The 20,775-nt window shown below is 74.8% G+C and carries 22 protein-coding genes; 8 read left to right on the forward strand and 14 right to left on the reverse strand.

All coding sequences use genetic code 11. The features are described from left to right. Positions 1-2: 2 nt before the first annotated feature. Complete coding sequence (locus ABD335_RS13455; protein WP_344322515.1) at positions 3-1,187, reverse strand: helix-turn-helix domain-containing protein; 1,185 nt, start codon at positions 1,185-1,187, stop codon at positions 3-5. A 98-nt stretch (positions 1,188-1,285) separates the two neighbouring features. Between ABD335_RS13455 and ABD335_RS13460 the strand changes: the two genes are divergently transcribed. Together ABD335_RS13460 and ABD335_RS13465 are read left to right on the forward strand one after the other, a co-directional pair. Beyond that, positions 1,286-1,837: a flavoprotein gene (locus tag ABD335_RS13460; RefSeq protein WP_344322516.1), complete on the forward strand. Its 552-nt coding sequence runs from the start codon at positions 1,286-1,288 to the stop codon at positions 1,835-1,837. A 159-nt stretch (positions 1,838-1,996) separates the two neighbouring features. Then, complete coding sequence (locus ABD335_RS13465; RefSeq protein WP_344322517.1) at positions 1,997-2,875, forward strand: AraC family transcriptional regulator; 879 nt, start codon at positions 1,997-1,999, stop codon at positions 2,873-2,875. Positions 2,876-3,201: 326 nt separating this feature from the next. Here the strand turns inward: ABD335_RS13465 and ABD335_RS13470 are convergent, their stop codons facing one another. Beyond that, complete coding sequence (locus ABD335_RS13470; protein ID WP_344322518.1) at positions 3,202-3,624, reverse strand: ATP-binding protein; 423 nt, start codon at positions 3,622-3,624, stop codon at positions 3,202-3,204. A gap of 188 nt (positions 3,625-3,812) precedes the next feature. Here ABD335_RS13470 and ABD335_RS13475 point away from each other — a divergent pair, with 188 nt between their 5' ends. From ABD335_RS13475 to ABD335_RS13485, 3 genes are read left to right on the forward strand one after another with little or no spacing between them, the layout of a single operon-like run. Continuing rightward, positions 3,813-4,652 (forward strand): helix-turn-helix domain-containing protein, encoded by an 840-nt coding sequence (locus tag ABD335_RS13475; protein ID WP_344322519.1) that lies wholly within the window; start codon positions 3,813-3,815, stop codon positions 4,650-4,652. A gap of 3 nt (positions 4,653-4,655) precedes the next feature. After that, positions 4,656-4,892: a DUF397 domain-containing protein gene (locus tag ABD335_RS13480; RefSeq protein WP_031507245.1), complete on the forward strand. Its 237-nt coding sequence runs from the start codon at positions 4,656-4,658 to the stop codon at positions 4,890-4,892. Between the two features lie 39 nt (positions 4,893-4,931). Then, positions 4,932-5,753, forward strand: a complete 822-nt coding sequence (locus ABD335_RS13485; protein WP_344322520.1) for an SAM-dependent methyltransferase — start codon at positions 4,932-4,934, stop codon at positions 5,751-5,753. A gap of 78 nt (positions 5,754-5,831) precedes the next feature. On the opposite strand, the gene ABD335_RS13490 is transcribed toward ABD335_RS13485, so the two are convergent. Together ABD335_RS13490 and ABD335_RS13495 are read right to left on the reverse strand one after the other, a co-directional pair. Then, positions 5,832-6,440, reverse strand: coding sequence for a DedA family protein (locus ABD335_RS13490; protein WP_344323026.1), 609 nt, complete (start codon positions 6,438-6,440; stop codon positions 5,832-5,834). Between the two features lie 197 nt (positions 6,441-6,637). Beyond that, positions 6,638-7,300 carry an HNH endonuclease family protein gene (locus ABD335_RS13495; protein WP_425583641.1) on the reverse strand — a complete coding sequence of 221 codons (663 nt, stop codon included), beginning with the start codon at positions 7,298-7,300 and terminating at the stop codon, positions 6,638-6,640. Between the two features lie 221 nt (positions 7,301-7,521). Here ABD335_RS13495 and ABD335_RS13500 point away from each other — a divergent pair, with 221 nt between their 5' ends. Beyond that, positions 7,522-8,367: an ABC transporter permease gene (locus ABD335_RS13500; protein ID WP_344322522.1), complete on the forward strand. Its 846-nt coding sequence runs from the start codon at positions 7,522-7,524 to the stop codon at positions 8,365-8,367. A gap of 252 nt (positions 8,368-8,619) precedes the next feature. Beyond that, positions 8,620-9,201, forward strand: coding sequence for a TMEM165/GDT1 family protein (locus tag ABD335_RS13505; protein ID WP_344322523.1), 582 nt, complete (start codon positions 8,620-8,622; stop codon positions 9,199-9,201). A 124-nt stretch (positions 9,202-9,325) separates the two neighbouring features. Here the strand turns inward: ABD335_RS13505 and ABD335_RS13510 are convergent, their stop codons facing one another. Continuing rightward, positions 9,326-10,012 carry an HAD-IA family hydrolase gene (locus ABD335_RS13510; protein WP_344322524.1) on the reverse strand — a complete coding sequence of 229 codons (687 nt, stop codon included), beginning with the start codon at positions 10,010-10,012 and terminating at the stop codon, positions 9,326-9,328. A gap of 161 nt (positions 10,013-10,173) precedes the next feature. Beyond that, complete coding sequence (locus tag ABD335_RS13515; RefSeq protein ID WP_344322526.1) at positions 10,174-11,052, reverse strand: peptidoglycan-binding domain-containing protein; 879 nt, start codon at positions 11,050-11,052, stop codon at positions 10,174-10,176. Positions 11,053-11,261: 209 nt separating this feature from the next. Here ABD335_RS13515 and ABD335_RS13520 point away from each other — a divergent pair, with 209 nt between their 5' ends. Further along, the gene (locus ABD335_RS13520) at positions 11,262-13,307 is read left to right on the forward strand and encodes an MDR family MFS transporter (protein ID WP_344322527.1); all 2,046 of its coding nucleotides are present in this window, start codon (positions 11,262-11,264) and stop codon (positions 13,305-13,307) included. A gap of 120 nt (positions 13,308-13,427) precedes the next feature. On the opposite strand, the gene ABD335_RS13525 is transcribed toward ABD335_RS13520, so the two are convergent. The 8 genes from ABD335_RS13525 to ABD335_RS13560 form a co-directional block, all read right to left on the reverse strand. Further along, the gene (locus tag ABD335_RS13525) at positions 13,428-13,748 is read right to left on the reverse strand and encodes an antibiotic biosynthesis monooxygenase family protein (RefSeq protein WP_344322528.1); all 321 of its coding nucleotides are present in this window, start codon (positions 13,746-13,748) and stop codon (positions 13,428-13,430) included. Positions 13,749-13,908: 160 nt separating this feature from the next. Continuing rightward, positions 13,909-14,253, reverse strand: a complete 345-nt coding sequence (locus ABD335_RS13530) for a hypothetical protein (RefSeq protein ID WP_344322529.1) — start codon at positions 14,251-14,253, stop codon at positions 13,909-13,911. Then, entirely contained in the window at positions 14,250-15,014 is a 765-nt protein-coding gene (locus ABD335_RS13535) for a hypothetical protein (RefSeq protein WP_344322530.1), read from the reverse strand. Before ABD335_RS13535 ends, ABD335_RS13530 begins: the two co-directional genes overlap by 4 nt. Before the next feature lie 36 nt (positions 15,015-15,050). Then, a complete protein-coding gene (locus ABD335_RS13540) occupies positions 15,051-15,905 on the reverse strand; it encodes an ECF transporter S component (RefSeq protein ID WP_344322531.1) in 855 nt (284 codons plus the stop codon). After that, positions 15,902-17,548: an ABC transporter ATP-binding protein gene (locus ABD335_RS13545; RefSeq protein ID WP_344322532.1), complete on the reverse strand. Its 1,647-nt coding sequence runs from the start codon at positions 17,546-17,548 to the stop codon at positions 15,902-15,904. The genes ABD335_RS13540 and ABD335_RS13545 overlap by 4 nt, the downstream gene beginning before the upstream one ends. Further along, positions 17,545-18,708: a CbiQ family ECF transporter T component gene (locus ABD335_RS13550; RefSeq protein WP_344322534.1), complete on the reverse strand. Its 1,164-nt coding sequence runs from the start codon at positions 18,706-18,708 to the stop codon at positions 17,545-17,547. The genes ABD335_RS13545 and ABD335_RS13550 overlap by 4 nt, the downstream gene beginning before the upstream one ends. Then, complete coding sequence (locus ABD335_RS13555) at positions 18,705-19,439, reverse strand: SCO2322 family protein (RefSeq protein WP_425583626.1); 735 nt, start codon at positions 19,437-19,439, stop codon at positions 18,705-18,707. Before ABD335_RS13555 ends, ABD335_RS13550 begins: the two co-directional genes overlap by 4 nt. Then, positions 19,436-20,713 (reverse strand): SCO2321 family membrane protein, encoded by a 1,278-nt coding sequence (locus ABD335_RS13560; protein WP_344322535.1) that lies wholly within the window; start codon positions 20,711-20,713, stop codon positions 19,436-19,438. Before ABD335_RS13560 ends, ABD335_RS13555 begins: the two co-directional genes overlap by 4 nt. Positions 20,714-20,775: the final 62 nt, after the last annotated feature.

Raw genomic sequence — 20,775 nt, forward strand, 5'->3', positions numbered from 1 at the left:
GTTCACACCCCCAGCCAGGAGGCCAGCCGCGTCAGCGTGTCCGGGGAGCGGCGCCGCAGGTGCAGCAGCGCCCGCACCGTCTCCCGCACCCGGGGGTGGAAGCGGGTCTGCTGGGGCGCCAGCCTGCGGGCCTTCAACAGCGAGGTCAACGACGCCTCCACCCGGCCCGTCTCCAGCTCCGCGCGCGCCACGTCCACCAGCAGGGCGGCCCGCCGTGACGCGGCCCAGCCGCGCGGCGGGCGGACGGCGCGGGCCGCCTCCAGCGCCTCGTCGAACTGCCGCAGCTCCAGCCGGGCGAACACCTCGTGCGCCCCGACGTTCGCGGGGCCGAAGGACAGCCAGTGGACCGCCCCGACCTCGCCCGTGCGCGCGGCCGTCTCGGCGGCCTGCGCCAGGTGCTCCTCGACGGCCGAGCGGTCGCCCGCGCGGGCCGCTATCACCGCCGCGCCCAGGTGCAGTTGGCCGGTCACCGCCAGCGTCTCCGTGCTCGGTTCGGCCCGGCCCAGCAGGTCGTGTCCGAACGCCACCATGCGCAGACCGATGCGGTGCTCGGCGTCCCGGCTGCGGTAGGACAGGGCCCTCTTGTACTGCCGGATCGCGCCCAGCAGCGGGTCGCCGGCGTGCTCGGCGGCCCAGCCCATCCGGTCGAGCGCGATGGCCGCCAGGTCGTAGCGCCCGAGCTTGGTCGTCACGTCGTGGGCGCTGCGGCACGCGGACGCCATGGCCCGCCACAGCTCCGTGCTCGGGCGCTCGTGGCAGGAGGCGGTCAGGTCCGCCAGGAGGCCCGGCAGGGTCGCCGCCGCCTGGTACAGCCGTGCCTCGCGCACGTCGCGGCAGAGCGCGTCGGCCGCGGCGATCAGGTCGGAGGGGGAGGCCCCGGCCTCGCGGGGGTCCGTCGGCAGGTCGTACAGGTCGAGCGCCTCGCGGATGGGCCGGACCAGGGCGGCCACGCGGTCGGGCCGCAGGGGGTGCTCGGCGTGCCCGGTCAGGGTGGCCACGTCGACGCGCAGCGCCCCGGCGACGGCGGCGACGAGCTGCGGGGACGCCTTCTTGTGTCCGCTCTCGACGTGGCGCAGCAGGCTGTAGGAGTAGGGGATGCGCTGGGCGAGGCCCCGCTGGGTGAGTCCGGCGCGTTTCCGCAGGGCGGCGATCCGGGAACCGATGTGCTCGTCGTCCGCTACGGGCATACCGGCGTCCTTTCGTTTCGTGCGCTGGTGGAAAGGTACCCGCGTCCGGCCCCCGCGGACCGGATCCGGTGTCGGTCGCATGTGGTGGACTGCCCTCCATGACGAACCGAGTTCTGTACCTCCTCGGCTGCGCGGCCCTGCCGGTGCTCCACATCGACCGCGCGGTCCGTGACGCCAGGGCACGGGGGTGGGACGTGTGTTTGGGGGTGACGCCGACCGCGCGGGAGTGGCTGGCGGACCGGCTGCCGGAGCTGGAGGAGCTGACCGGGCACCCGGTGCGCAGCTCCTACCGGCTGCCGGGCCTGCCGGACGTCTGGCCCCGTGCGGACGTCGTGGTGGTGGCGCCGGCGACGCTGAACACGGTCAACGCGTGCGCGCTGGGCATCACCTCGACGTTCGTGGTGGGTTTCACCGCGGAGGCGATCGGCAAGCGCATCCCGCTGGTGGTGATGCCGTGCGTGAACTCGGCCTACGCCACGCACCCGCAGTTCGACCGCTCGCTGGAGACCCTGCGCCGGGCGGGGGCGCGGGTGCTGTACGGTCCCGGCGGTTTCGTGCCGAACCCTCCGGGCCAGGGACGGCCGGAGGCGTACCCGTGGCACCTGGCGCTGGACGCCGCCGGGGAGGCGGTGGAGGGGAGAGCGGGGTGACCGTCCACCGCCACCGGCGCGAGGGCCCGTCCGACGGTGGACGCCCGGCCCCCGGGTGGAGGAGCCCGCGACCCGACCGGATCGGGCACGAGATGTCGGGTCGGGCGGGGCCGCCCTTCCTAGCGTGGACGGCGTAGGAGGAAGGAAGGAGGGCCGGGAGTGCTGGAGCGGCTGAACCGGGCCATGGACCACATCGAGCGGAACCTCGACCGACAGGTCGACGCGGCCGAGTTGGCGCGGATCGCCCTCACCTCGGAGTACCACCTGCGGCGGCTGTTCTCCGCGCTGGCGGGCATGGGCCTGTCGGAGTACGTCCGCCGCCGCCGGCTCACCGTCGCGGGCGCCGAGGTGCTCGCGGGGGAGCGGACGCTGCTCGACATCGCGGTGCGGTACGGCTACGGCTCGGGCGAGGCGTTCGCCCGCGCGTTCCGCGCCGTGCACGGCATCGGCCCCGGCGAGGCCAGGCGGACCGGTGCCGCCCTGAACTCCCAGCCCCGGATGTCCTTCCGGCTCGTCGTCGAAGGGAGCAGTGAGATGCGGTACCGGGTGGTGGAGAAGGGGGAGTTCGCCGTGGTCGGCAGGAAGGCGCGCGTCCCCCTGGTGTACGAGGGGGTGAACCCGGCGATCGCCGCGTTCGTGCGGAGCGTCGACCGTGAGGTCCGGGAGCGCCTGGAGGAACTCTCCGACCAGGAGCCGCGCGGCATCGTGGCCGTCAGCGACGACATCGCCGAGGACCGTGCGGAGGGCAGCGAGCTGGACTACTGGCACGGCGTGGTGACCGGCGCGAAGGCCCCCGAGGACGTTCCCGAGGACATGGACGTCCTCACCGTCCCGGCGGGGACGTGGGCGGTCTTCGAGAGTTCGGGCGAGTTCCCGCGGGCGCTCCAGCACCTGTGGCGGGACGTGTTCACCCAGTGGTTCCCCTCCAACCCGTACCGGAGCAGGCCGGGTCCGGAGATCCTGCGCACCCGGCTGTCGGCGGACGGCGCGGAGGCGAACGCGGAGCTGTGGATCCCGGTGGAGCGGACCGCGGACTGAGACCGCGGAGAACCGCGTGACACCCGCCCCGCGCGGCCGCACGTCGGGCACCCCTCCCACGGGCCCTCGCGGACCGCCGCGTCCAGGGCGGAACGGTCGGGACCGAAACCGTGGCGGTGGAGGAGCCGGACCCGACCGTGGTGCCGCGATCGTGCCGGCAGGAGCCGGTCGGGGGCTTCCGCCGGCGAGGAGGCGCCGTACGGCGGGAACGGAGAGGGGCCCGAGCCGCCCCCACACGGCTCGAGCCCCCCGTCCTGTGTGGCCCTGGCCCCGTCCCCTCGCCGGGACGGGGCCGGGCCCTTTCGGTCATCCGGCCGCTGGACGGCTCAGGGCCGGATGACGGCCCACACGATGTGGCCCAGTCCGCGTCCGGCGGACTCGACCCCCCAGGCCTGCGTGAGCGTTTCGATCAGTTGAAGGCCGCGGCCGCGTTCCTCCTCGGCCCCGGGGAAGAGCAGCATCGGGGTGCTCGCGTAGCTGCCCTGGTCGCGCACCTCGATGCGTATCTGGTTGTCGGCGACGTACAACAGGCAACCGATCCGGTCGCTGTCGGTGTGCAGCACGGCGTTGGTGAAGAGTTCGGAGACCACCAGCCGTGCCGTGTGGCAGACGTCCACGGACATCCCCCACTGGCGCAGCCGCTCGAAGGCACGGTTGCGCGCCTCGGCGACGGAGACCGCCTGCGCCGGCAGTTCGAACGTCTCCTGACGCAGATCAGGGCACACGCCGACCGGACTCGGGAGCGTCATCGTGCCTTGAGAAAGCGCCACGGCCGTCCGCCTTCCGTATGTCTGCCTGGGGGGACCCTCACTATCCCCGCTGCCGCGGGCAGAAGGCAAGAGGCGTCTTGCAAATTGCAGAATATTCAAGGCAGGCTGCCTCGCTCATCGACGGTGTGTCAGACTCTCAGTCCGACAGGGTTTTCGAGGGAGGGAACGTGGCAACCGTCGGGCGGATCGTGCTCGGCCTGCGGCTTCGCGACCTGCGGGAAAGGGCCGGATGCTCCTTTGAGGAGGCCGCCCGAGCGCTCAGCGTCAACGCCGCGACGGTCCGCCGCATGGAGAAGGCCGAAGTCGGCTTGAAACCGCTGTTCGTCGAGAAGCTGTTGGAGACCTACGGGGTCGAACGGCCGGAGATCGACGCCTTTCTGGAGTTGGTGGAGGAGTCCCGCAAACCGGGCTGGTGGCACCGCTTCCGCGACGTCCTGCCGGACTGGTTCGGCCTCTACGTCAGCCTGGAGGGCGCCGCGAACCTCATCCGCGGCTACGAACCCCACTGCGTCCCCGGCCTGCTCCAGATCGACGGCTACGCCCGCGCGCTGCTGCGCACCGGCTTCCCCAACGCGTCCGAGGAGGAGATCGACCGCCGGGTCGCGCTGCGCATGGGGCGGCAGTGCCTCCTCTCCAAACCCGACGCCCCGCGGCTGTGGATCGTGATGGACGAAACGGTCCTGCGCCGGCCCGTCGGCGGGCCGGAGGTCATGCGGGCGCAGCTCGACCGGCTGCTGGAGGCGATGACGCTGCCGAACGTCACGCTCCAGGTCCTGCCGTTCGACGCGGGGCCCCATCCCGGCATGTTCGGGCCCTTCCAGCTGTTCCGCTTCGACATACCGGAACTTCCGGACATCGTCTACACCGAAAGCCTCACCGGCGCCGTCTATCTCGACGAGCGCCCCGACACGGCCGCCTACCTGGAGGTCTTGGACCGCATGGGTGCTCAGGCCGTATCAGTACGACACACCGAGAAGCTCCTCGGTGACATTCGCAAGGAGTTCTGACCGATGGGTCACATTTACAACGGGATGCCGGCCAAGGAGCTCGGGACCGAGGGCTGGCACAAGCCGTGGAGCGGGACCAACGGCGGCAACTGCGTGGAGGCGATGAAGCTCGGCGACGGCCGCGTGGCGCTGCGGCAGTCCAACGACCCCGACGGTCCGGCCCTGATCTACACCCACCAGGAGATCGAGTCCTTCATCCTGGGGGCCAAGCGCGGCGAGGCCGACTTCCTGCTCACCTGAGACCCCCGCCGAACCCCACCACCCCCCACGGGAGACGAGATGACCGCGCAGGGCTTCTCCGCCGACGACATCGACACCAGCAGGCCGCACTCGGCGCGCATGTACGACTACTTCCTCGGAGGCAAGACCAACTACGAGGCCGACATCAAGGGCGCCGAGGCGGTCATCGCCGGCTGGCCCGGCGTGCTGACCGGCGCCCGCGTCAACCGCGCCTTCATGCACCGGGCTACCCGGTGGTTCGTCCGCGAGGCGGGGATCCGGCAGTTCCTGGACATCGGCACGGGCATACCGACCGAGCCCAACCTCCACCAGATCGCCCAGGGCGAGGCTCCCGAGGCCCGGGTCGTCTACGCCGACAACGACCCCATCGTGCTGCGGTACGCGCAGGCGCTGCTGCGCAGCACGCCCGAGGGACGCACGGCCTACCTCCACGCGGACGTGACCGAGCCGGGCACGATCCTGGACCACCCCGAACTCCGCGAGACGCTGGACCTGAGCCGGCCGGTCGCGCTCTCCCTCAACGCGGTCTTCCACTACATCGGCGACGAGAAGAGGCCGTACGAGGTCGTGGCGGAGCTGGTGGACGCGCTGGCGCCCGGCAGCTACCTCTGCCTCACCCACTGCACCCCGGACTTCGACCCCGGGACGTGGGAGCGCCTGCACCGGATGGCGGAGGCCGCGAACACCTCCATGGGCCGGGAGCGCACCAGGGAGGAGATCCTGCCCTTCTTCGAGGGGCTGGAGTTCGTCGAGCCCGGCCTGGTCCCCCCGCACCGCTGGAAGCCGGAGCCGGACCAGCCCTTCGCGGACGCGACCGACGCCGAGGTCTCCCTCTACGCGGGCATCGCCCGCAAGCCCTGACGCGTCCCCCTCCCGTCCCTGGCGCCCGGCATTCCGGCGGAGGCGCCGGGACGGGAGGGAGGGGCGCCGGACTCCGCGTCAGGAGGCGTTCCGCGCCTGCCCGCGCCGCATCAGGCGGACGGCCGGCACGCCCGTGCCGAAGGGGGCCGGCACGGAGACCGCCGTACCGATCCAGGACGCCCCCGGCCACCGGACGCCGAGCCGGCCGACGGTGACGCCGTACGCGGCCCAGGCCAGGCCCGCCAGGGCGGACCAGGGGAGGAACTCCCGGGTGCGCCGCCGCGCCGTGCCCGCCGCCAGGCTCGTCACCGAACGGCCGGCCGGCGCGAACCGGGCCAGGACGACCAGGGGGCCGATGCCGCGGGCCGGGGCCTCGCCGAGCCGCTCCTGAGCGGACGTCAGCCGGCGGGAGCGGGCGACGACCCGGCCGAGGCGGACGCTGCCGTGCCGGGCCAGGGCGTACACCAGCAGGTCGCCCGGGACCGAGGCCGTGGCGGCGCACACCACCAGCGCGCACGTCCGGGGAAGCGGGGCGTCGGTGGGCAGTCCGGCGACGTCGGCGGCGGCCGTCCCGGTGGCGGTGGCCGTGGCGGCGATCACCAGGAGGCCGTTCGGCAGGAGGGGCAGGAAGACGTCCAGCAGCACGGACAGCGCGATGAGGACGTAGATCCAGGGGGCGTAGAGCAGGCCCCCAGTGTTTCCGGCACGTTCACTCCCCGGTCCGGCCCCGGCCGGGGGCGTCGTGCGCCGTTCGGCGTACGCCCGTGCCACCCGTGGGAATCCGCCGGGTCCCGTGCCGCGGCCGGGGGCGGCCGGTCGCGCGCCGGCCCTCCCCTCCGTCCGGGGCGACGGTGGGGAGGGCCGGGAGGTTCCGGGACCTCGTGTCAGCAGCCGCTGAGCACGCTGCTCAGCCGGGTCTTCTCCGCGGAGTCCACGGAGAGGCCGTAGCTGTGCTTCACCCACACCCACATCCGGGCGTAGGTGCAGTGGTAGGCGGTGCGGGGCGGCATCCACTCGGCGGGGTCCTGGTCGCCCTTGGCCTGGTTGACGTTGTCGGTGACGGCGATGAGCTGCGCGATGTTCAGGTCGTTGGCGAACGACTGCCGCTTGGCGGTGGTCCAGGAGCTCGCGCCCGAGCGCCATGCCTCGGCGAGCGGCACGACGTGGTCGATGTCCACGTCGGAGGCGGCGTACCAGGTGGCGCCGTCGTAGGGGGAGTACCAGCTGCCGCTGGTGGCCGCGCAGGAGCTGTCCTGCACCACGTTGCTGCCGTCGCGCTCGAGGACGACCTCGCGGGTGTTGCAGGTGCCGCTCTGGGTGATCCAGTGGGGGAACTTGTCGCGGCTGTAGCCGTCCGAGGAGCCCTCGGCCCGCACCGTCAGGGCGGTCAGGTAGGAGCGGGCGGTGGTGGCGCTCGGTGGGGTGGGCGGTGCGGCCTGGGCGGTGGGGGCGCCCAGGAGGAACAGCCCGGCGCAGAGGGCGAATATCGCGCCGAGAGTGATGGATCGACGCGCGTAGAAGCCGCGCCGTACGGCGGGCATGCGCATGCCGTGCATGTGAACTCCCTTTGGAGTGGGGGGATATCGGGCGGAAGGACCCCGACAGGGTGGCGCCGAAAGGTTTCCTCCCGGGGATCGCCAGGTAACAGGGTGACGACATGAGCACGTCAGATCAAGAGTGTCGACCGGACCGATCGACGCGCTCGACGCATCCGCCCGGCGCGTGGCGCTGCCACGGGACGCCCGGAGTCGCCGCATACGCTGACGGAGTGTCAGCCGTACCGCCTGTCGCACCGTCCGCCGCGCCGTACCGGGCGGCCGACACCCTGCTGCCCGTCGCCCCCGCCCTGGGCGTCGTCCTCGTCGTCTTCCTCCTGGCCGCCGCCGGCGTGGCCGCGCTCGCCCACCTGGCCCCGGACAGGGGGCACGGCCACGCCCGCGCCGTCCTCGCCGCCGGAGCGCGGGCCGCGGTCCAGCTCGCCGCCGTCTCCTGGGTGATCGGCTGGGTCGTCGGCGCGGTGCCGACCCTGCTCGCCTTCCTCGTCCTGATGTACGCGGTGGCGACGCGGACCGCGGGCCGGCGCGTCACCGGCAACCGCACCTGGTGGTGGGCGGGCCTCCCGATCGCCGCGGGGGTGGTGCCGGTGGTGCTCGTGCTGCTGCTCGGCGGGCTCGTCCCGCTCCGGGGCATCACGCTGATCCCCGTCACCGGCATCCTCATCGGCGGCGCGCTCACCGCGAGCACCCTCGCCGGCCGCAACGCGCTGGACGCGCTGCGCACCCGGCACGGCGAGGTCGAGGCCGCGCTGGCGCTGGGCTTCCTGGAGCGCGACGCCCGCATGGAGATCGCCCGCCCGGCGGCCTCCGGCGGCCTGATCCCCGCCCTGGACCAGACCCGGACCGTGGGATTGGTCACACTGCCCGGCGCCTTCGTCGGCATGCTGCTGGGCGGCGCCTCGCCGGTCCAGGCGGGGGCCGTCCAACTCTTCGTGCTGGTCGCGCTGTTGTTGGTGGAGGTGATCGCGGTCTCGGTGATGCTGGAGTTGATCGCGCGCGGGCGGCTGCACCGGGACGGCGCCGGCGGGGGCGGCGGTCGGCCGGCGGCCGGCCGATGACCCGGGACATCGCGTAGGCTGGCGGACGACTGAAGGGGAGTAGCTCTTCGCCGGACCGTCGACACACTGGTCGGCCCGTCCTCGACGGACCGACCCGGCGCCCGGAGCCGGTGCCCGCGCACCGTGCCAGCGAGACCTTCGGCCGCAGCTCATGACCGCATGTCCATGACGCTGCCGTGCCGAAGTGTGCTCGCTCCCGGCGGGCCCCCTCGGCAGGGCGGCCCGATACCCATCGACGAGGAAAACCCTTCCGTGCTCAGTCTCACCGTCGCCGCCGTGACCTTCGGCGTCGTCTTCCTGGCCGAACTTCCCGACAAGACGGCTCTCGCCGGGCTGGTGCTCGGCACCCGCTACCGCGCCTCGTACGTCTTCGCGGGCGTCGCCGCCGCCTTCGCGGTCCACGTCGCCCTCGCCGTCGCCGCGGGCAGCGTGCTCACCCTCCTCCCGCAGCGGCTGGTGCAGGGCATCACCGGCGCGCTGTTCCTGGCGGGCGCGCTGATGCTGCTGTTGAAGAAGGACGACGGGGAGGAGGAGATCCGCAAGCCCAAGGACCAGTCCTTCTGGAAGGTGGCGGGCAGCGGATTCATGCTGATCATGGTCGCCGAGTTCGGCGACCTCACGCAGATCATGACGGCCAACCTCGCCGCCCGCTACGAGAACCCGCTCTCGGTCGGCCTCGGCGCGGTGCTCGCCCTCTGGGCCGTCGCGGCCATCGGCATCCTGGGCGGTCGCGCGCTGATGCGCCGCGTCCCCCTGAAGCTGATCACCAGGATCGCGGCGTGCGTGATGCTCGTCCTGGCCGGGCTCGGCTTCTACGAGGCGCTGACCGCCTGACCGGGCCCGACGCCCGGCCCGTGCCCGACCCCGCCCGGCGAGGGCGGGGACGGCCACGCCCCTCCTCCGGAGCCGGCGGGGAGGAAGGCTCCGGAAGAGGGGCGTGTGTCTTCGGGGCCGTGCCTCAGCCGGCCTCGGGGGTGACGCGCAGCCGCACGGTGCCGTCGTCCCGCGGCTCGACGCGGACGTGCTCCAGCGTCGGCGCGTGGACGGTGGGGGAGAAGGCCGCGGCCCGGGGGCCGACGCCGACCACCCGCATACCGGCCGCGCGGCCCGCCGCGACGCCCGCCGCGGAGTCCTCGAACACGACGCACTCCCCGGGCTCGAAGCCCAGCTCGGCCGCGGCCTTGAGGAAGCCCTCCGGGTGCGGCTTGCTCGCGCCGACCGACTCGGCGGTGATCCGCACCCGCGGCATCCGCAGGCCCGCCGCCGCTATGCGGGCGGTGGCCAGGGGGACGTTCGCCGAGGTCACCAGCGCGTGCGGGACGCCTTCGAGCGCCGCCAGGAAGGCGGGAGCGCCCGGCACCGGCACGACGCCCTCGGTGTCGGCGGTCTCCCGCTCCAGCAGCCGCCGGTTCTCGGCGACGTTGACCTCCATCGGACGGTCGGGCAGCAGCTCGGCCATCGTGGCGTACCCCTGCCGTCCGTGGGCCACCCTCATCACCTCGTCCCCGTCCAGGCCGTGCTCGGCGGCCCAGGCGCGCCAGACGCGCTCGACGGCGGCGTCGGAGTCGACCAGGGTGCCGTCCATGTCCAGCAGCAGGGCGCGGGCCGTCAGGGTGACGGCGGTGGCGGCGGGGTCGGACGGCATCCACGGGCTCCAACGGGCGGGGGCGGAGAACACGAAGTGGTCCGCCCGCCGGTCAGGGATCCCGTGACGGACACGGGGAACGGGCGGAACCACTTTGTTTCTCCAAGATACAAAACGGTCCGCTCCCGCGCCACCCCCCGGTCGGATCTCACGACCGCGTCTCAGCGCCCTCCCCCGGTCGCGCGCTCCAGCGCCCGGCGGGTGTTCGGGCCGTACACGCCCTCGGGATCGCCCCGCACCCCGTACCACTCCTGGAACGTGGCGACCCCGTCGCGGACCTCGCGGTCGTACCGGCCGTCCACGTCGCCGCGGTAGGCGTACGTCTGGCGCAGCCGGTACTGCAACTCCGCGACCTCCGGGCCGGTGTCGCCCTCGCGCAGCACGGACGACCGCTCGCCGTCCCAGCGGTCCCCGTCGCCGTCGCGGTCGTCGTCGCGGTCGCCGCCCCAGTCGCCCCGGTCCGGGGCGCCGGAGGAGGACGGCCGCGGGTCGGCGTCCTCGGACGTCGGCGTGGGGGAGGGGGTGCCGGAGGCGCCGGGGGAGGAGGACGGCGATCCGCTCGGAGACGGGCTCGCGGACGCCGAGGGGGACGAGGAGGGCGACGAGGACGGGCCGGCGCCGGCGCTCGGCTTCGCGGACTCCCCGACCTCGCCCGTGGGCAGCAGGAGGGTCGGCGCGCCGCCCCGGTCCTCGAACCGCGCCTCGTCGAAGGGGTCGTCGCCCTGCCCGAACATCCCGGCGACCAGCACGCCGGAGCCGACCACGGCCAGTGCGGTGCCGCCCACGGCGAGCACCAGGCCGCGCCGCACACGGCGGCGGGGAGGGCGCTCGGCCACGACCGGCAGGGGGGACGTGTCGTCCTCCGGGGGACGGGCCCCCGTGGACGCCTTCTCGAACATCGCCAGGTCGGCCGGGTCCGGACCCTCGTCCGGCTGCGCCGCCGGCCGCGACAGGACCTCCACGTCGGCGCACCGGCAGGTCGCCCGACCGGAGGCGTCGACCGGCCTCCGACATACCGGGCAGATGGGTGTGTCCGCCACTGTGGGCTCCCCTCCCTCAGAAATGCCACAGAGACTACTCGATGGCCCTCCCCCGCTCGATGGTCGTCCGCCCGCCCCGCGGTCCCGGACGACCTGCTTGGCCCGACGCTCCCGGGGCACCCGCCACGGACGGAACACGGAACGATCCACGGGCCGCGCCGTCCGGCACCGGACCGCGCGGCGGCCCGTCCGTCGACGAGGAGGTGCCCATGGCGCAGCACGCACCGGCCGCCGGTGCCCCGCCCACCGAACCGGAGGCCGACCGGCCACGCCGCACCGTGTGGCTGGCGATCGGCGCCCTGTTGCTGGGCATGCTGCTGGGCGCCCTCGACCAGACGATCGTCGCCACCGCGCTCCCCACCATCGCCGGCGACCTCGGCGGCCTGGAACACCTCTCCTGGGTCGTCACCGCCTATCTGCTGGCCTCCACCGCCGCGACCCCGCTGTGGGGCAAGCTCGGCGACCAGTACGGACGCAAACGGCTCTACCAGGGCGCGATCGTCGTCTTCCTGGTCGGCTCCGCCCTGTGCGGACTGGCGCAGAACATGGCCGAGCTGATCGCCTTCCGCGCCGTCCAGGGCCTGGGCGGCGGCGGCATGATGGTGCTGTCGATGGCGATCGTCGGCGACATCGTCCCGCCCCGCGACCGAGGCCGCTACCAGGGCGTGTTCGGCGGGGTCTTCGCCGCCACCAGCGTGCTGGGACCCCTGCTCGGCGGCCTGTTCACCGAGCACCTGGACTGGCGCTGGGTCTTCTACGTCAACCTGCCCGTGGGCGTGGTGGCCCTCGCCGTCATCGCCGCCGTCCTCCACGTGCCGGTCCGCCGCGAGAAGCACCGCATCGACCATCCGGGCATCCTGCTGATCGCCACGGTGGCCACCTGCGTCGTGCTGATCACCTCGCTCGGCGGCACCACCTGGGAGTGGGCGTCGGCGCAGGTCGTCGGCCTGGCCGTGCTCGGCGCCGCCGCGCTGGTCGGCTTCGTCCTCGTGGAGCGGCGGGCCGCCGAGCCGGTCCTGCCGCTCGGCCTGTTCCGGATACGGACCTTCACCGTCTGCTCGGCCATCGGCTTCGTCGTCGGCTTCGCCCTGTTCGGCGCGATGACCTACCTGCCGACCTTCCTCCAGATCGTCCACGGGATCTCGCCCACCATGTCCGGCGTCCACATGCTGCCGATGGTGCTGGGCGTGCTGGCCACCTCCACCGGCTCCGGCCAGATCATCAGCCGCACCGGCCGCTGGAAGGTCTTCCCCGTCGTGGGCACCGCCGTCACCGCGATCGGCCTGCTGCTGCTCCACGACCTCGACGAGAACAGCACCACCTGGCAGATGAGCGGCGCCTTCCTCGTCTTCGGCCTGGGGCTCGGCCTGGTGATGCAGGTGCTGATCCTGGCCGTGCAGAACGCCGTGCCCTACGCGCACCTGGGCGTGGCCACCTCGGGCACCACCTTCTTCCGCTCCATCGGCGCCTCGGTCGGGGTCTCCGTCTTCGGCACGGTCTTCGCGAGCGTCCTGGCCGACCGGATGGCCGACGCCCTGCGGGGCCGGGCGCTGCCGCCCGGCATCAGCCCGGAGGGGCTGCGGGCGGACCCGCGCGGCGTCGGCGCGCTCCCTCCGGAGATCCGGGAGAGGGTCCTGGGCGTCTACTCCTCCTCCATCACCGACGTCTTCCTGTGGGCGGTGCCCGTGGTGCTGGCGGCCTTCGTCCTGGCCTGGTTCCCGAGGGAGGAACCCCTGCGCGGCAGCGTCGGCTCCCCCGACGGCAGCGAGGTCGTCCCGCCCAACCCCGTGCAGCGCTCCTCCCACGAGGAGATCGCCCGCGCCCTGTCGCTCCTCGGCAACCGCCAGGGCCGGCGCGACCTCTACCGGCGCGTCGGCGAACGGGCCGGCACCGACCTGGGGCCCGCGTCCTGCTGGATGCTGCTGCGCATCCACCGCTACGGCTCCGTCGAACCCGCCCTCCTGGCCGACCGCAGCACCGTGCCGCTGGAGGTGACCCTGGAGGCGGCCCGCGAGCTGGAGGAACGCGGCCTGGCCGTGCGCGAGGGGCTGCCCCTGGTCCCCACCGCCCGGGGGCGGGCGGTGGCCGACCGGCTGGCCGCCGCCCGCGAGGAGTGCCTGGCCGACCTGCTCGGCGACTGGTGGACCCCCGACCGCCCCACCGACCTCGCCGAGCTCGTGCACCGGCTCGGCGAGGAAGTGGGCGGCTCGGAGCGGGAGTGCCCGCGCCCGGCCGTCGGGCGGATCGGGGCCTGACCCGGCGCGGGGACGGTCCCGGCGCCACGGAACCGCCCGGTGCCGGACGCCCGGGATCGGACGTCCGGCACCGGGCGGACGGGGCGGTCGGGCGGACGGACGGGGCGTCCGCCGGGCGGCTCAGCCCTCCTTCGGCTTGGGCGCGGCCTGCTGGACGACCTCGAAGGTCCACACCTCCGACCCGCCGGCCGCCGGGCGCCCGCCGCCGGAACCCTGGTGGGCGGCCTTCATCGGCCCCTCCAGCCAGGCCCGGTACGACTCCTCGTCGCGCCAGCGGGTGTAGACGAGGTAACGGTCGGTGCCCTCCAGCGGGCGGAGGAGTTCGAACCACTCGAAGCCGTCCGAGGACTCCACCACCCCGGCGCGGGAGGAGAACCGCTGTTCGAGGGTTTCGCGCTGGTCGGAGGGGACGGTCAGGGCGTTGATCTTCACGATGCTCATGCCGTCCATCCTGCCCTCCGCCGCTCGGAGCGGCGCACGCGGCACCACGGTCGGGCGACCGGCCGGGGCCCGTACGAGGAAGGTCCCGACCCGTCGTCACGGGTCGGGACCTTCCGTCCTTCCGCGGTGGTGCGCCCCGCGGCGGTGCGCCGTCGACGCCTCACAGCCGCAGCAGGTGCTCGGTGGCGTCCCGGTACCGGCGCAGGGCGTTGCGCAGCTCCTCCGTCTCCGCCGTCGCGCCCTCACCGTGCCAGGGCGCGCGCAGGCCGTGCCGGCGCTCGGCGACGAGCGCGGCGATGCGGCGGAAGACCTCGTCGAACAGGGCGTCGGCCTCCTCGACCGAGCGCCGCGGCTCGTCGACGAAGCCGTTCACCGCCTGGTGGAGGCGTCGGGCGAACTCCTCGCGCTCGTGCGGCGGCAGGAACGCGGACTCCCGCGCCCCGTCGGCCCGTTCCGTCCCGGTCGCCCCGTGGCGGGCGGCCGCCCCGTGGTGGGTCGTGGTCATGCGCTCCTCCTCGACGTGCCGTGGTGCTGCGGCTCGTGACGGTGCGGCGTCCGAAGGGCGTGCAGCTTCTCGGCGAACCGGCCGTGCCGGCGCGGCTCGCCGTCGGCGTGGACGTCGCGGCCGTGCTCGACGTGCCCGCCGCCGTGTCCGCCGTGCCGGTCGTCGTGTCCGCCGTGCCGGTCGTCCGCGGCACGGCCGTGACCGGCGTGGCGGTCCGGCTCCGCGGCGGGCTGTGCGACGAGGTCCTCGTACAGGGCGCGGGCGTGCACCAGCGCCTCGCGCAGCCGTTCGGTGTCGGCCTGCCCCTCGCGGCCCAGCACGGCCACCGCGTGCATCTCGCGGTAGCCCTGGACGCGGTGGGGGTGGTGCACCGAGAGCGCGGCGACCTGCTCGTCGTACCCGTCGCCCGGGAAGCCGCGCGCCTCGGCCAGCCGCCCCAGCAGCCGGTCCGCCTCGGCGACCGCCTCGGCGGGCGAGTCGACGAACCGCTCCTGCACCGCGGCCCACTGGGCGGCGTAGCTCTCGCGCTCCTGCGGGGTCAGCGGCTGCATCCGCAGGTCGCCGTGGCGCCGCAGCCGTTCCTGGAGTTCCTTCTCGGCGGCCTTGACGTCACCGCCGTGCTGGGCGACGGTCCGCTCGTACTCGGGTCCGAAGCGCCGCCGCAGGGAGTGCGGCCCCTTCCGCCTGCCGGCGAGGTACAGGGCGAGTGCGATGACGACGACCGCCACCACGATCAGAGTGATGATCAAGCCTGTGGACATGGCTCGCCTTCCACGAGTGTCCCCTTGCTCGGGCTGTCAACCGTCCGCGTTGCCGCCTTTGTCCGCCGCAAACGAACCACTGGTGAAGGCCACCGGGGCGTCGAACGCGGCCCGCCGCGTGGCCCGGCGCAGCGCCCGCAGCACCGGGCCGCCCAGGGCGAGGGTGAGCACCACGGTCAGCAGCGCGCGCGGCAGGTCCCAACCCAGCGACGTGGCCAGGACGTAGGCGGCGAACTTGACCAGCTTCACCTCGATCGGGTCCTCGGGGACGTGGGCGATCCCGACGGCCAGGTCCTTGATGTACGGCCAGCCCTGGAGGTTCATCACCACCCCGTACAGCACGGCGGCGACGGCCCCGTACCCGGCGAGCATCGCCAACTCCCGCCGTCCGCGCAGCCGGTGAGGGCCCGGCAGCAGGCCCGCGCCCATCGCCACCCAGCCCATCGTCAGCATCTGGAACGGCAGCCACGGGCCGACCCCGCCGGTCAACAGGGCCGAGGCGAACATCGACAGGGCGCCCAGGACGAACCCGAACCCCGGTCCCAGGACCCGTCCGGAGAGCACCATCAGGAAGAACATCGGCTCCAGACCGGCCGTCCCCGCCCCCAGCGGACGCAGCGCGGCGCCGGCGGCGGCCAGCACGCCCAGCATCGCGACGGCCTTGGCGCCCAGACCGGTGTCGGCGATGGTCGCCACCGCCACGGCCAGCAGCATCGGCAGCAGCAGCGCGAACAGCCAGGGCGCGTCGTGGGAGTGGGCCAGCCCGGAGGCGGAGTCGGCCAGCAGCGGCCAGCCGAAGGCGACGACGCCGGTCGCCGAGACCAGGCCGAGGGCCGCGACGGACCGCGGCCCGAGCCGCACGGGCCGCGCCCGGCGGTCGGTTCCGCTCACGCGCCCCCACCCGCCCCTTCGAGGGCCGCCCCTTCCAGGGCCGTTCGCACCTGGCCGACCGTGAGCCAGGGCCGCGGGGAGAGGACCTTGGCGATCTGCGGGGCGAACGCGGGGGAGGAGGTGACGACCTCGGCGGACGGGCCGTCCGCCACCACCTCGCCGTCGGCCAGGACGACCACGCGGTGGGCGAGTTCGGCGGCCAGTTCGACGTCGTGGGTGGCCAGGACGATGGCGTGGCCGTCCTCGGCCAGGGAGCGCAGCACGCCGGTCAGCCGCTCCTTGGCCGCGTAGTCCAGGCCGCGCGTCGGCTCGTCCAGGAGCAGCAGCGGCGGGGCGGCCGTGAGGACGACGGCCAGGGCCAGGGTCAGGCGCTGCCCCTCGGACAGGTCGCGCGGGTGCGTGGTGTCGGGCACGTCCGGCAGCAGGGCGGACACCAGGGCCCGGCAGGTGCCGGGTTCGGCGCCCGCGTCCCCGTCGGCGGCGGCGCACTCGGCGGCGACGGTGTCCGCGTACAGCAGGTCGCGCGGGTCCTGCGGGACGAGGCCGACGTGGCGCAGCAGTTCGGAGGGGCGGGTGCGGTGCGGGACGACATCGGACGCGCCGCCCAGGCGCACCCGGCCGCGCGTCGGCTCGTGCGCCCCGACCAGGGTGCCCAACAGGGTGGACTTGCCCGCGCCGTTGCGGCCCATCAGCGCGATCGTCTCGCCCGGCCGCACCGTCAGGTCCACCTCCCGCAGGACGGGGAGCCGGCCGCGGTGGACGGAGAGCGAGGAGACCTCGGCCAGCGGCGGCGCGTGGGGCGGCTCGCCGGGCGCGGGCGGGACGAGGGCGGCCAGCCGATCCCGCAGCCCGGACGCCCTGCGCCGCGCGTCGCGCACCGACAGCGGCGGCGGGGACCAGCCGGCCAGCCGTCCCAGGGCCACCACGGGCGGGTGGACCGGCGAGAGCGCCATCACCTCGGCCGGGTCGCCCAGGACGGGCGCGGCGCCCGGCGCGGGCAGCAGCAGCACCCGGTCCGCGTACTGCACCACGCGCTCCAGCCGGTGCTCGGCCATCAGCACGGTGGTGCCCAGGTCGTGGACCAGCCGCTGGAGCACGGCCAGCACCTCCTCGGCCGCGGCCGGGTCGAGGGCGGAGGTCGGCTCGTCCAGCACCAGCACCTTCGGGTGGGTGGTGAGCACCGAGCCGATGGCCACCCGCTGCATCTGCCCGCCGGAGAGGGTGGCGATGGGCCGGTCGCGCAGCTCGGCGAGGCCCAGCAGGTCCAGGGTCTCCTCGACGCGGCGCCGCATGGTGTCGGGCGGCAGGCCCAACGACTCCATGCCGTAGGCGAGTTCGTCCTCGACGGTGTCGGTGACGAAGTGGGCGAGCGGGTCCTGGCCCACCGTGCCGACGACGTCGGCCAGTTCGCGCGGCCGGTGGTCGCGGGTGTCGCGGCCGGCCACGGTCACCCGGCCGTGCAGGGTGCCGCCGGTGAAGTGCGGGACGAGCCCGGAGACGGTGTTCAGCAGCGTGGACTTGCCCGTTCCGGACGGGCCGACGAGCAGCACCAGCTCGCCCTCGTCGACGGTGAGGTCCACGCCGCGCAGGGCGGGCGCGTCGGCGTCCTCGTAGGTGACGGAGACCTGGTCGAAACGGATCATGCGCGGGGCGTCTCCTTCGCCTGCGGGGTTTCCTCGGGCCGCCGGCCGGTCGCGCCGGCCCCGGGGGCCGGTACGGGCGCGACGAAGGCCGGGAGCAGGCCGATCAGGACGGCCGCCGCGGGCCACAGCGGCAATTCGGGCGCGGTCGGCGGGACCACGGACGGATGCAGCGCCTCCGGGACGGTGGCCGCGGCCCCGACCATGGCCGCGGCCACCGCGGCGCCGGAGGCGGACACCAGCCAGGCGCGCGCCCCCCAGCGGTCGGGCCGGTAGCGGCTGCGCACCGAGCGGCGCCCGCTCAGCCGCAGCCCGCCCAGCGCGGCGGCCAGTCCGACGAGCAGCACCGGCAGCCCGTAGACCGCGCCCTCGGCGGCCAGCAGCCCGTACGTCCCGGCGCACACGCCCAGCAGTCCGCCGACGGTGAGGACGGCGGTGGTGCGGCGCACGGCGGGCGGCACCCGCGCGGTGCGGCCGTAGCCGCGGGCGTCCATCGAGGCGGCCAGCGCCACCGAGCGCTCCAACGCGCTCTCCAGGACCGGCAGTCCGATCCGCAGCACCGCGCCGATCCCCCTGTCGTCGCGACCGCGCAGCCGGCGGGCGGCGCGCAGCCGCCGGACGTCGGCGATCAGGTGCGGCGCGAACGTCATCGCCACGACCACCGCCATCCCCGCCTCGTACAGCGCGGCGGGCAGGGACTTCAGCAGCCGGGCGGGGTTGGCCAGGGCGTTGGCGGCGCCGACGCACACCAGCATGGCGACCAGCTTGAGGCTCGGGTACAGCGCGAACAGCAGGCCCTCGGCCGTGACCCGGCCGCCCAGCCGCACGCCCCGCGCCCAGTCGGGCAGCGGGACCTCGGGGAGGGTGAACAGCACGGTGGTGCCGGGAATCGGGTTGCCCAGGAGCGTGGCGAACACCATCCGGACGGCCAGCACCAGCAGGGCGAGCTTGAGGAAGGCGCCGTAGCCGCGCGCCCAGGGGGCGTCGGTGCGACGGGCCGCGACGACGTACGCGGTGACGGCGACGATCAGCGCCAGCAGCAGCGGGTTGGTGGTCCGCGACGCGGCCGTGGCCAGTCCCAGCGCCCACAGCCACCACGCGCCCGCGTGGAGGGCGTTGGCGCGGGTCTCCCGGGGGGCGCGCAGCGCGGTCGGGAGGGTCATGACCGGCGTCGCCGGGCCTGCCACACGGCCGCGGCCCCCAGGGCGGCGACGAGGGCGACGCCGCCGAGCAGGCCGGTGGAGGGGCCGCCGTCGCCGGTCCCGCCCTCGTCCGCCGCGCCCGCCTCGTCCGTCGCCGCGTCGGAGGTCGCCTTGTCGGAGGCCGCCCCGTCGGAGGACACCTGCTCGCCGCAGCCCGTCCGCGGATAGCCCGCGATGGCACAGAGGATCGCCGAGGAGTCGTACCGCAGCGGTTCGAAGGCGGCGGCCAGCGCGTCGGCGGCGGTGCCGTCCTCGGGGACGACGGCGCAGGCGGTGCGGGCCTTCGGCGGGGTCTCGCCCGAGGGGGCGTCGGCCGCGGTGCCGAAGTCGACGTCCAACGCGATCCGCTTCTCGCCGGACCGCGGCTCGGTGGTTCCGCAGATCGCCTCGAAGTCCGCCCGTCCGCGCGGCGCGTCGGCGTCTCCGGAGTCCTCGCTCACGGCGAACCGGAACCCCAGCACGGCGCCGTCCTCGGGGCGCAGCGTGCCCGGTCCCTGCGTGGCGTACGTCCACTCCCGTCCGTCCCGCTCCCAGAAGGACCAGTAGCGGTACTCGCCCGCGTGCGCGGGCGCCGCGCCGGCCGCCACCAGCACGACGGCCGCGCACGCGGCCGACAGGACGGTGGGCAGGACGGACGACAGAGCGGTGGGCAGGACGGCCGACAGGGCGGACCGGACGCGCCGCGCGGTCACTCGGACCGCCTCCTGCCGCGGAGGACCACCACGGCGGCGACCACGGCGACGACCAGGACCGCGCCGGCGGCGATCCCGATCACCGGCAGGCCGTCCCCGCCCTTCTCCGCGCCGCCCTCGCCGTCGTCCGCGTTCCCGCCGTCGTCCGGCACGGACGCCGGTGCGGGGCCGGTGGCGTTCAGGAGCTCCACCAGGTCGGTGCCGCCGAAGTCCGACGGGTCGCCGCCCGTGGCGCGGGCGGCCAGGACGAGCTGGCCCAGGGCGGCCGGGTTGTCCTCGAACCCCTCCCACGTCGGGGCGTTCTCCTCCAGCCAGGCCAGGGACGCGCGGGCGGCGTCCTCCCGACCGGCGGCGGCCAGGGCGAGCACGGCGTCGGCGGTGTTGCCGTAGTCCGGCTGCTCCTCGGCGCCGGGCAGGGCGGACGTCAGGTGGCCGCCGCCCTCCTCCAGCGTCCTCGCCAGGTACGCGGCGCCGCCGGCGGCGGCCTCGGCCGGGGTGGGCTCCTCGTCCCCGTCCCCGTCGCAGGTGGGCGCCTTCGCCGCGGCGCCGTTCTGGTCGCCCGGCTCGACGACCAGGTCCTCGCCCAGCGCGGCCAGGACGGCGGCGGCCGTGGCGTCGTCGTTCGCGGCCAACCGGCCCTTGTCGTCGGGCTGGTAGGCGAAGGCGCCGCGCTCGTCGGCCTTCGCGTCGCAGCCCAGGCGGAAGTCCAGCAGGGCGTCGTACGGCGAACCGCCCTCGTCCGAGAGCGCCTTCGCCGGGTCCTGACCCGCCGCCACCAGGGCGCCGATCACGAGGGAGACGGTGTTGGCGTCGCTCGGGGCGCCGGGGTTGTAGCCCCAGCCGCCGTCCTCGTTCCGGACCAGCTTCAGCCACTCCACCGCCTTCTCCACCCGCTCGTCGTGGCCGCCGAGGGCGGCCAGCGCCTGGACGGCGACGGCCGTGGCGTTGACGTCGGCGACGGTCTCGGCGGTGCACGGCTCGGTGGGGTCGGGGCGGTAGGAGGCGAAGGCGCCGTCCTCGCACTGCTGCCCGGTCAGCCACTCCACGGCCTTCCCGGCGGGCTTCACCCCGGCCGTGTCCTGGGCGAGCAGGGCCAGCGACTGCCGCCACACGCCGTCGTACCGCGGGTCGCCCTTCCCGTACAGCGCGGACGGCAGGTCCCGCTGCGCCGGAGCCTGCGCGGACGGAGACTCCTCGGCGACGGCTGCGGGGGTCGCGGCCGCGCAGAGCGCGGCGGAGGCGACCAGGGCCGCGACGGTACGGCGCAGGGACATGGCGGGTGCCTTTCTCGTGGGCGTCTTCCGGGCGCAGCCGTGCGCGGCCGGCCGACCGCGCT

Source organism: Streptomyces macrosporus (assembly GCF_039533145.1).
Taxonomy (GTDB): domain Bacteria; phylum Actinomycetota; class Actinomycetes; order Streptomycetales; family Streptomycetaceae; genus Streptomyces; species Streptomyces macrosporus.

Excerpts from the sequence above, each read along its gene's own strand:
- ABD335_RS13455 (WP_344322515.1), bottom strand. The coding sequence starts at position 1,187 with ATGCCCGTAGCGGACGACGAGCACATCGGTTCCCGGATCGCCGCCCTG.
- ABD335_RS13460 (WP_344322516.1), top strand. The coding sequence starts at position 1,286 with ATGACGAACCGAGTTCTGTACCTCCTCGGCTGCGCGGCCCTGCCGGTG.
- ABD335_RS13470 (WP_344322518.1), bottom strand. The coding sequence starts at position 3,624 with ATGACGCTCCCGAGTCCGGTCGGCGTGTGCCCTGATCTGCGTCAGGAG.
- ABD335_RS13480 (WP_031507245.1), top strand. The coding sequence starts at position 4,656 with ATGGGTCACATTTACAACGGGATGCCGGCCAAGGAGCTCGGGACCGAG.
- ABD335_RS13485 (WP_344322520.1), top strand. The coding sequence starts at position 4,932 with ATGACCGCGCAGGGCTTCTCCGCCGACGACATCGACACCAGCAGGCCG.
- ABD335_RS13495 (WP_425583641.1), bottom strand. The coding sequence starts at position 7,300 with ATGCGCATGCCCGCCGTACGGCGCGGCTTCTACGCGCGTCGATCCATC.
- ABD335_RS13510 (WP_344322524.1), bottom strand. The coding sequence starts at position 10,012 with ATGCCGTCCGACCCCGCCGCCACCGCCGTCACCCTGACGGCCCGCGCC.
- ABD335_RS13520 (WP_344322527.1), top strand. The coding sequence starts at position 11,262 with ATGGCGCAGCACGCACCGGCCGCCGGTGCCCCGCCCACCGAACCGGAG.
- ABD335_RS13525 (WP_344322528.1), bottom strand. The coding sequence starts at position 13,748 with ATGAGCATCGTGAAGATCAACGCCCTGACCGTCCCCTCCGACCAGCGC.
- ABD335_RS13530 (WP_344322529.1), bottom strand. The coding sequence starts at position 14,253 with ATGACCACGACCCACCACGGGGCGGCCGCCCGCCACGGGGCGACCGGG.
- ABD335_RS13535 (WP_344322530.1), bottom strand. The coding sequence starts at position 15,014 with ATGTCCACAGGCTTGATCATCACTCTGATCGTGGTGGCGGTCGTCGTC.
- ABD335_RS13545 (WP_344322532.1), bottom strand. The coding sequence starts at position 17,548 with ATGATCCGTTTCGACCAGGTCTCCGTCACCTACGAGGACGCCGACGCG.
- ABD335_RS13550 (WP_344322534.1), bottom strand. The coding sequence starts at position 18,708 with ATGACCCTCCCGACCGCGCTGCGCGCCCCCCGGGAGACCCGCGCCAAC.
- ABD335_RS13560 (WP_344322535.1), bottom strand. The coding sequence starts at position 20,713 with ATGTCCCTGCGCCGTACCGTCGCGGCCCTGGTCGCCTCCGCCGCGCTC.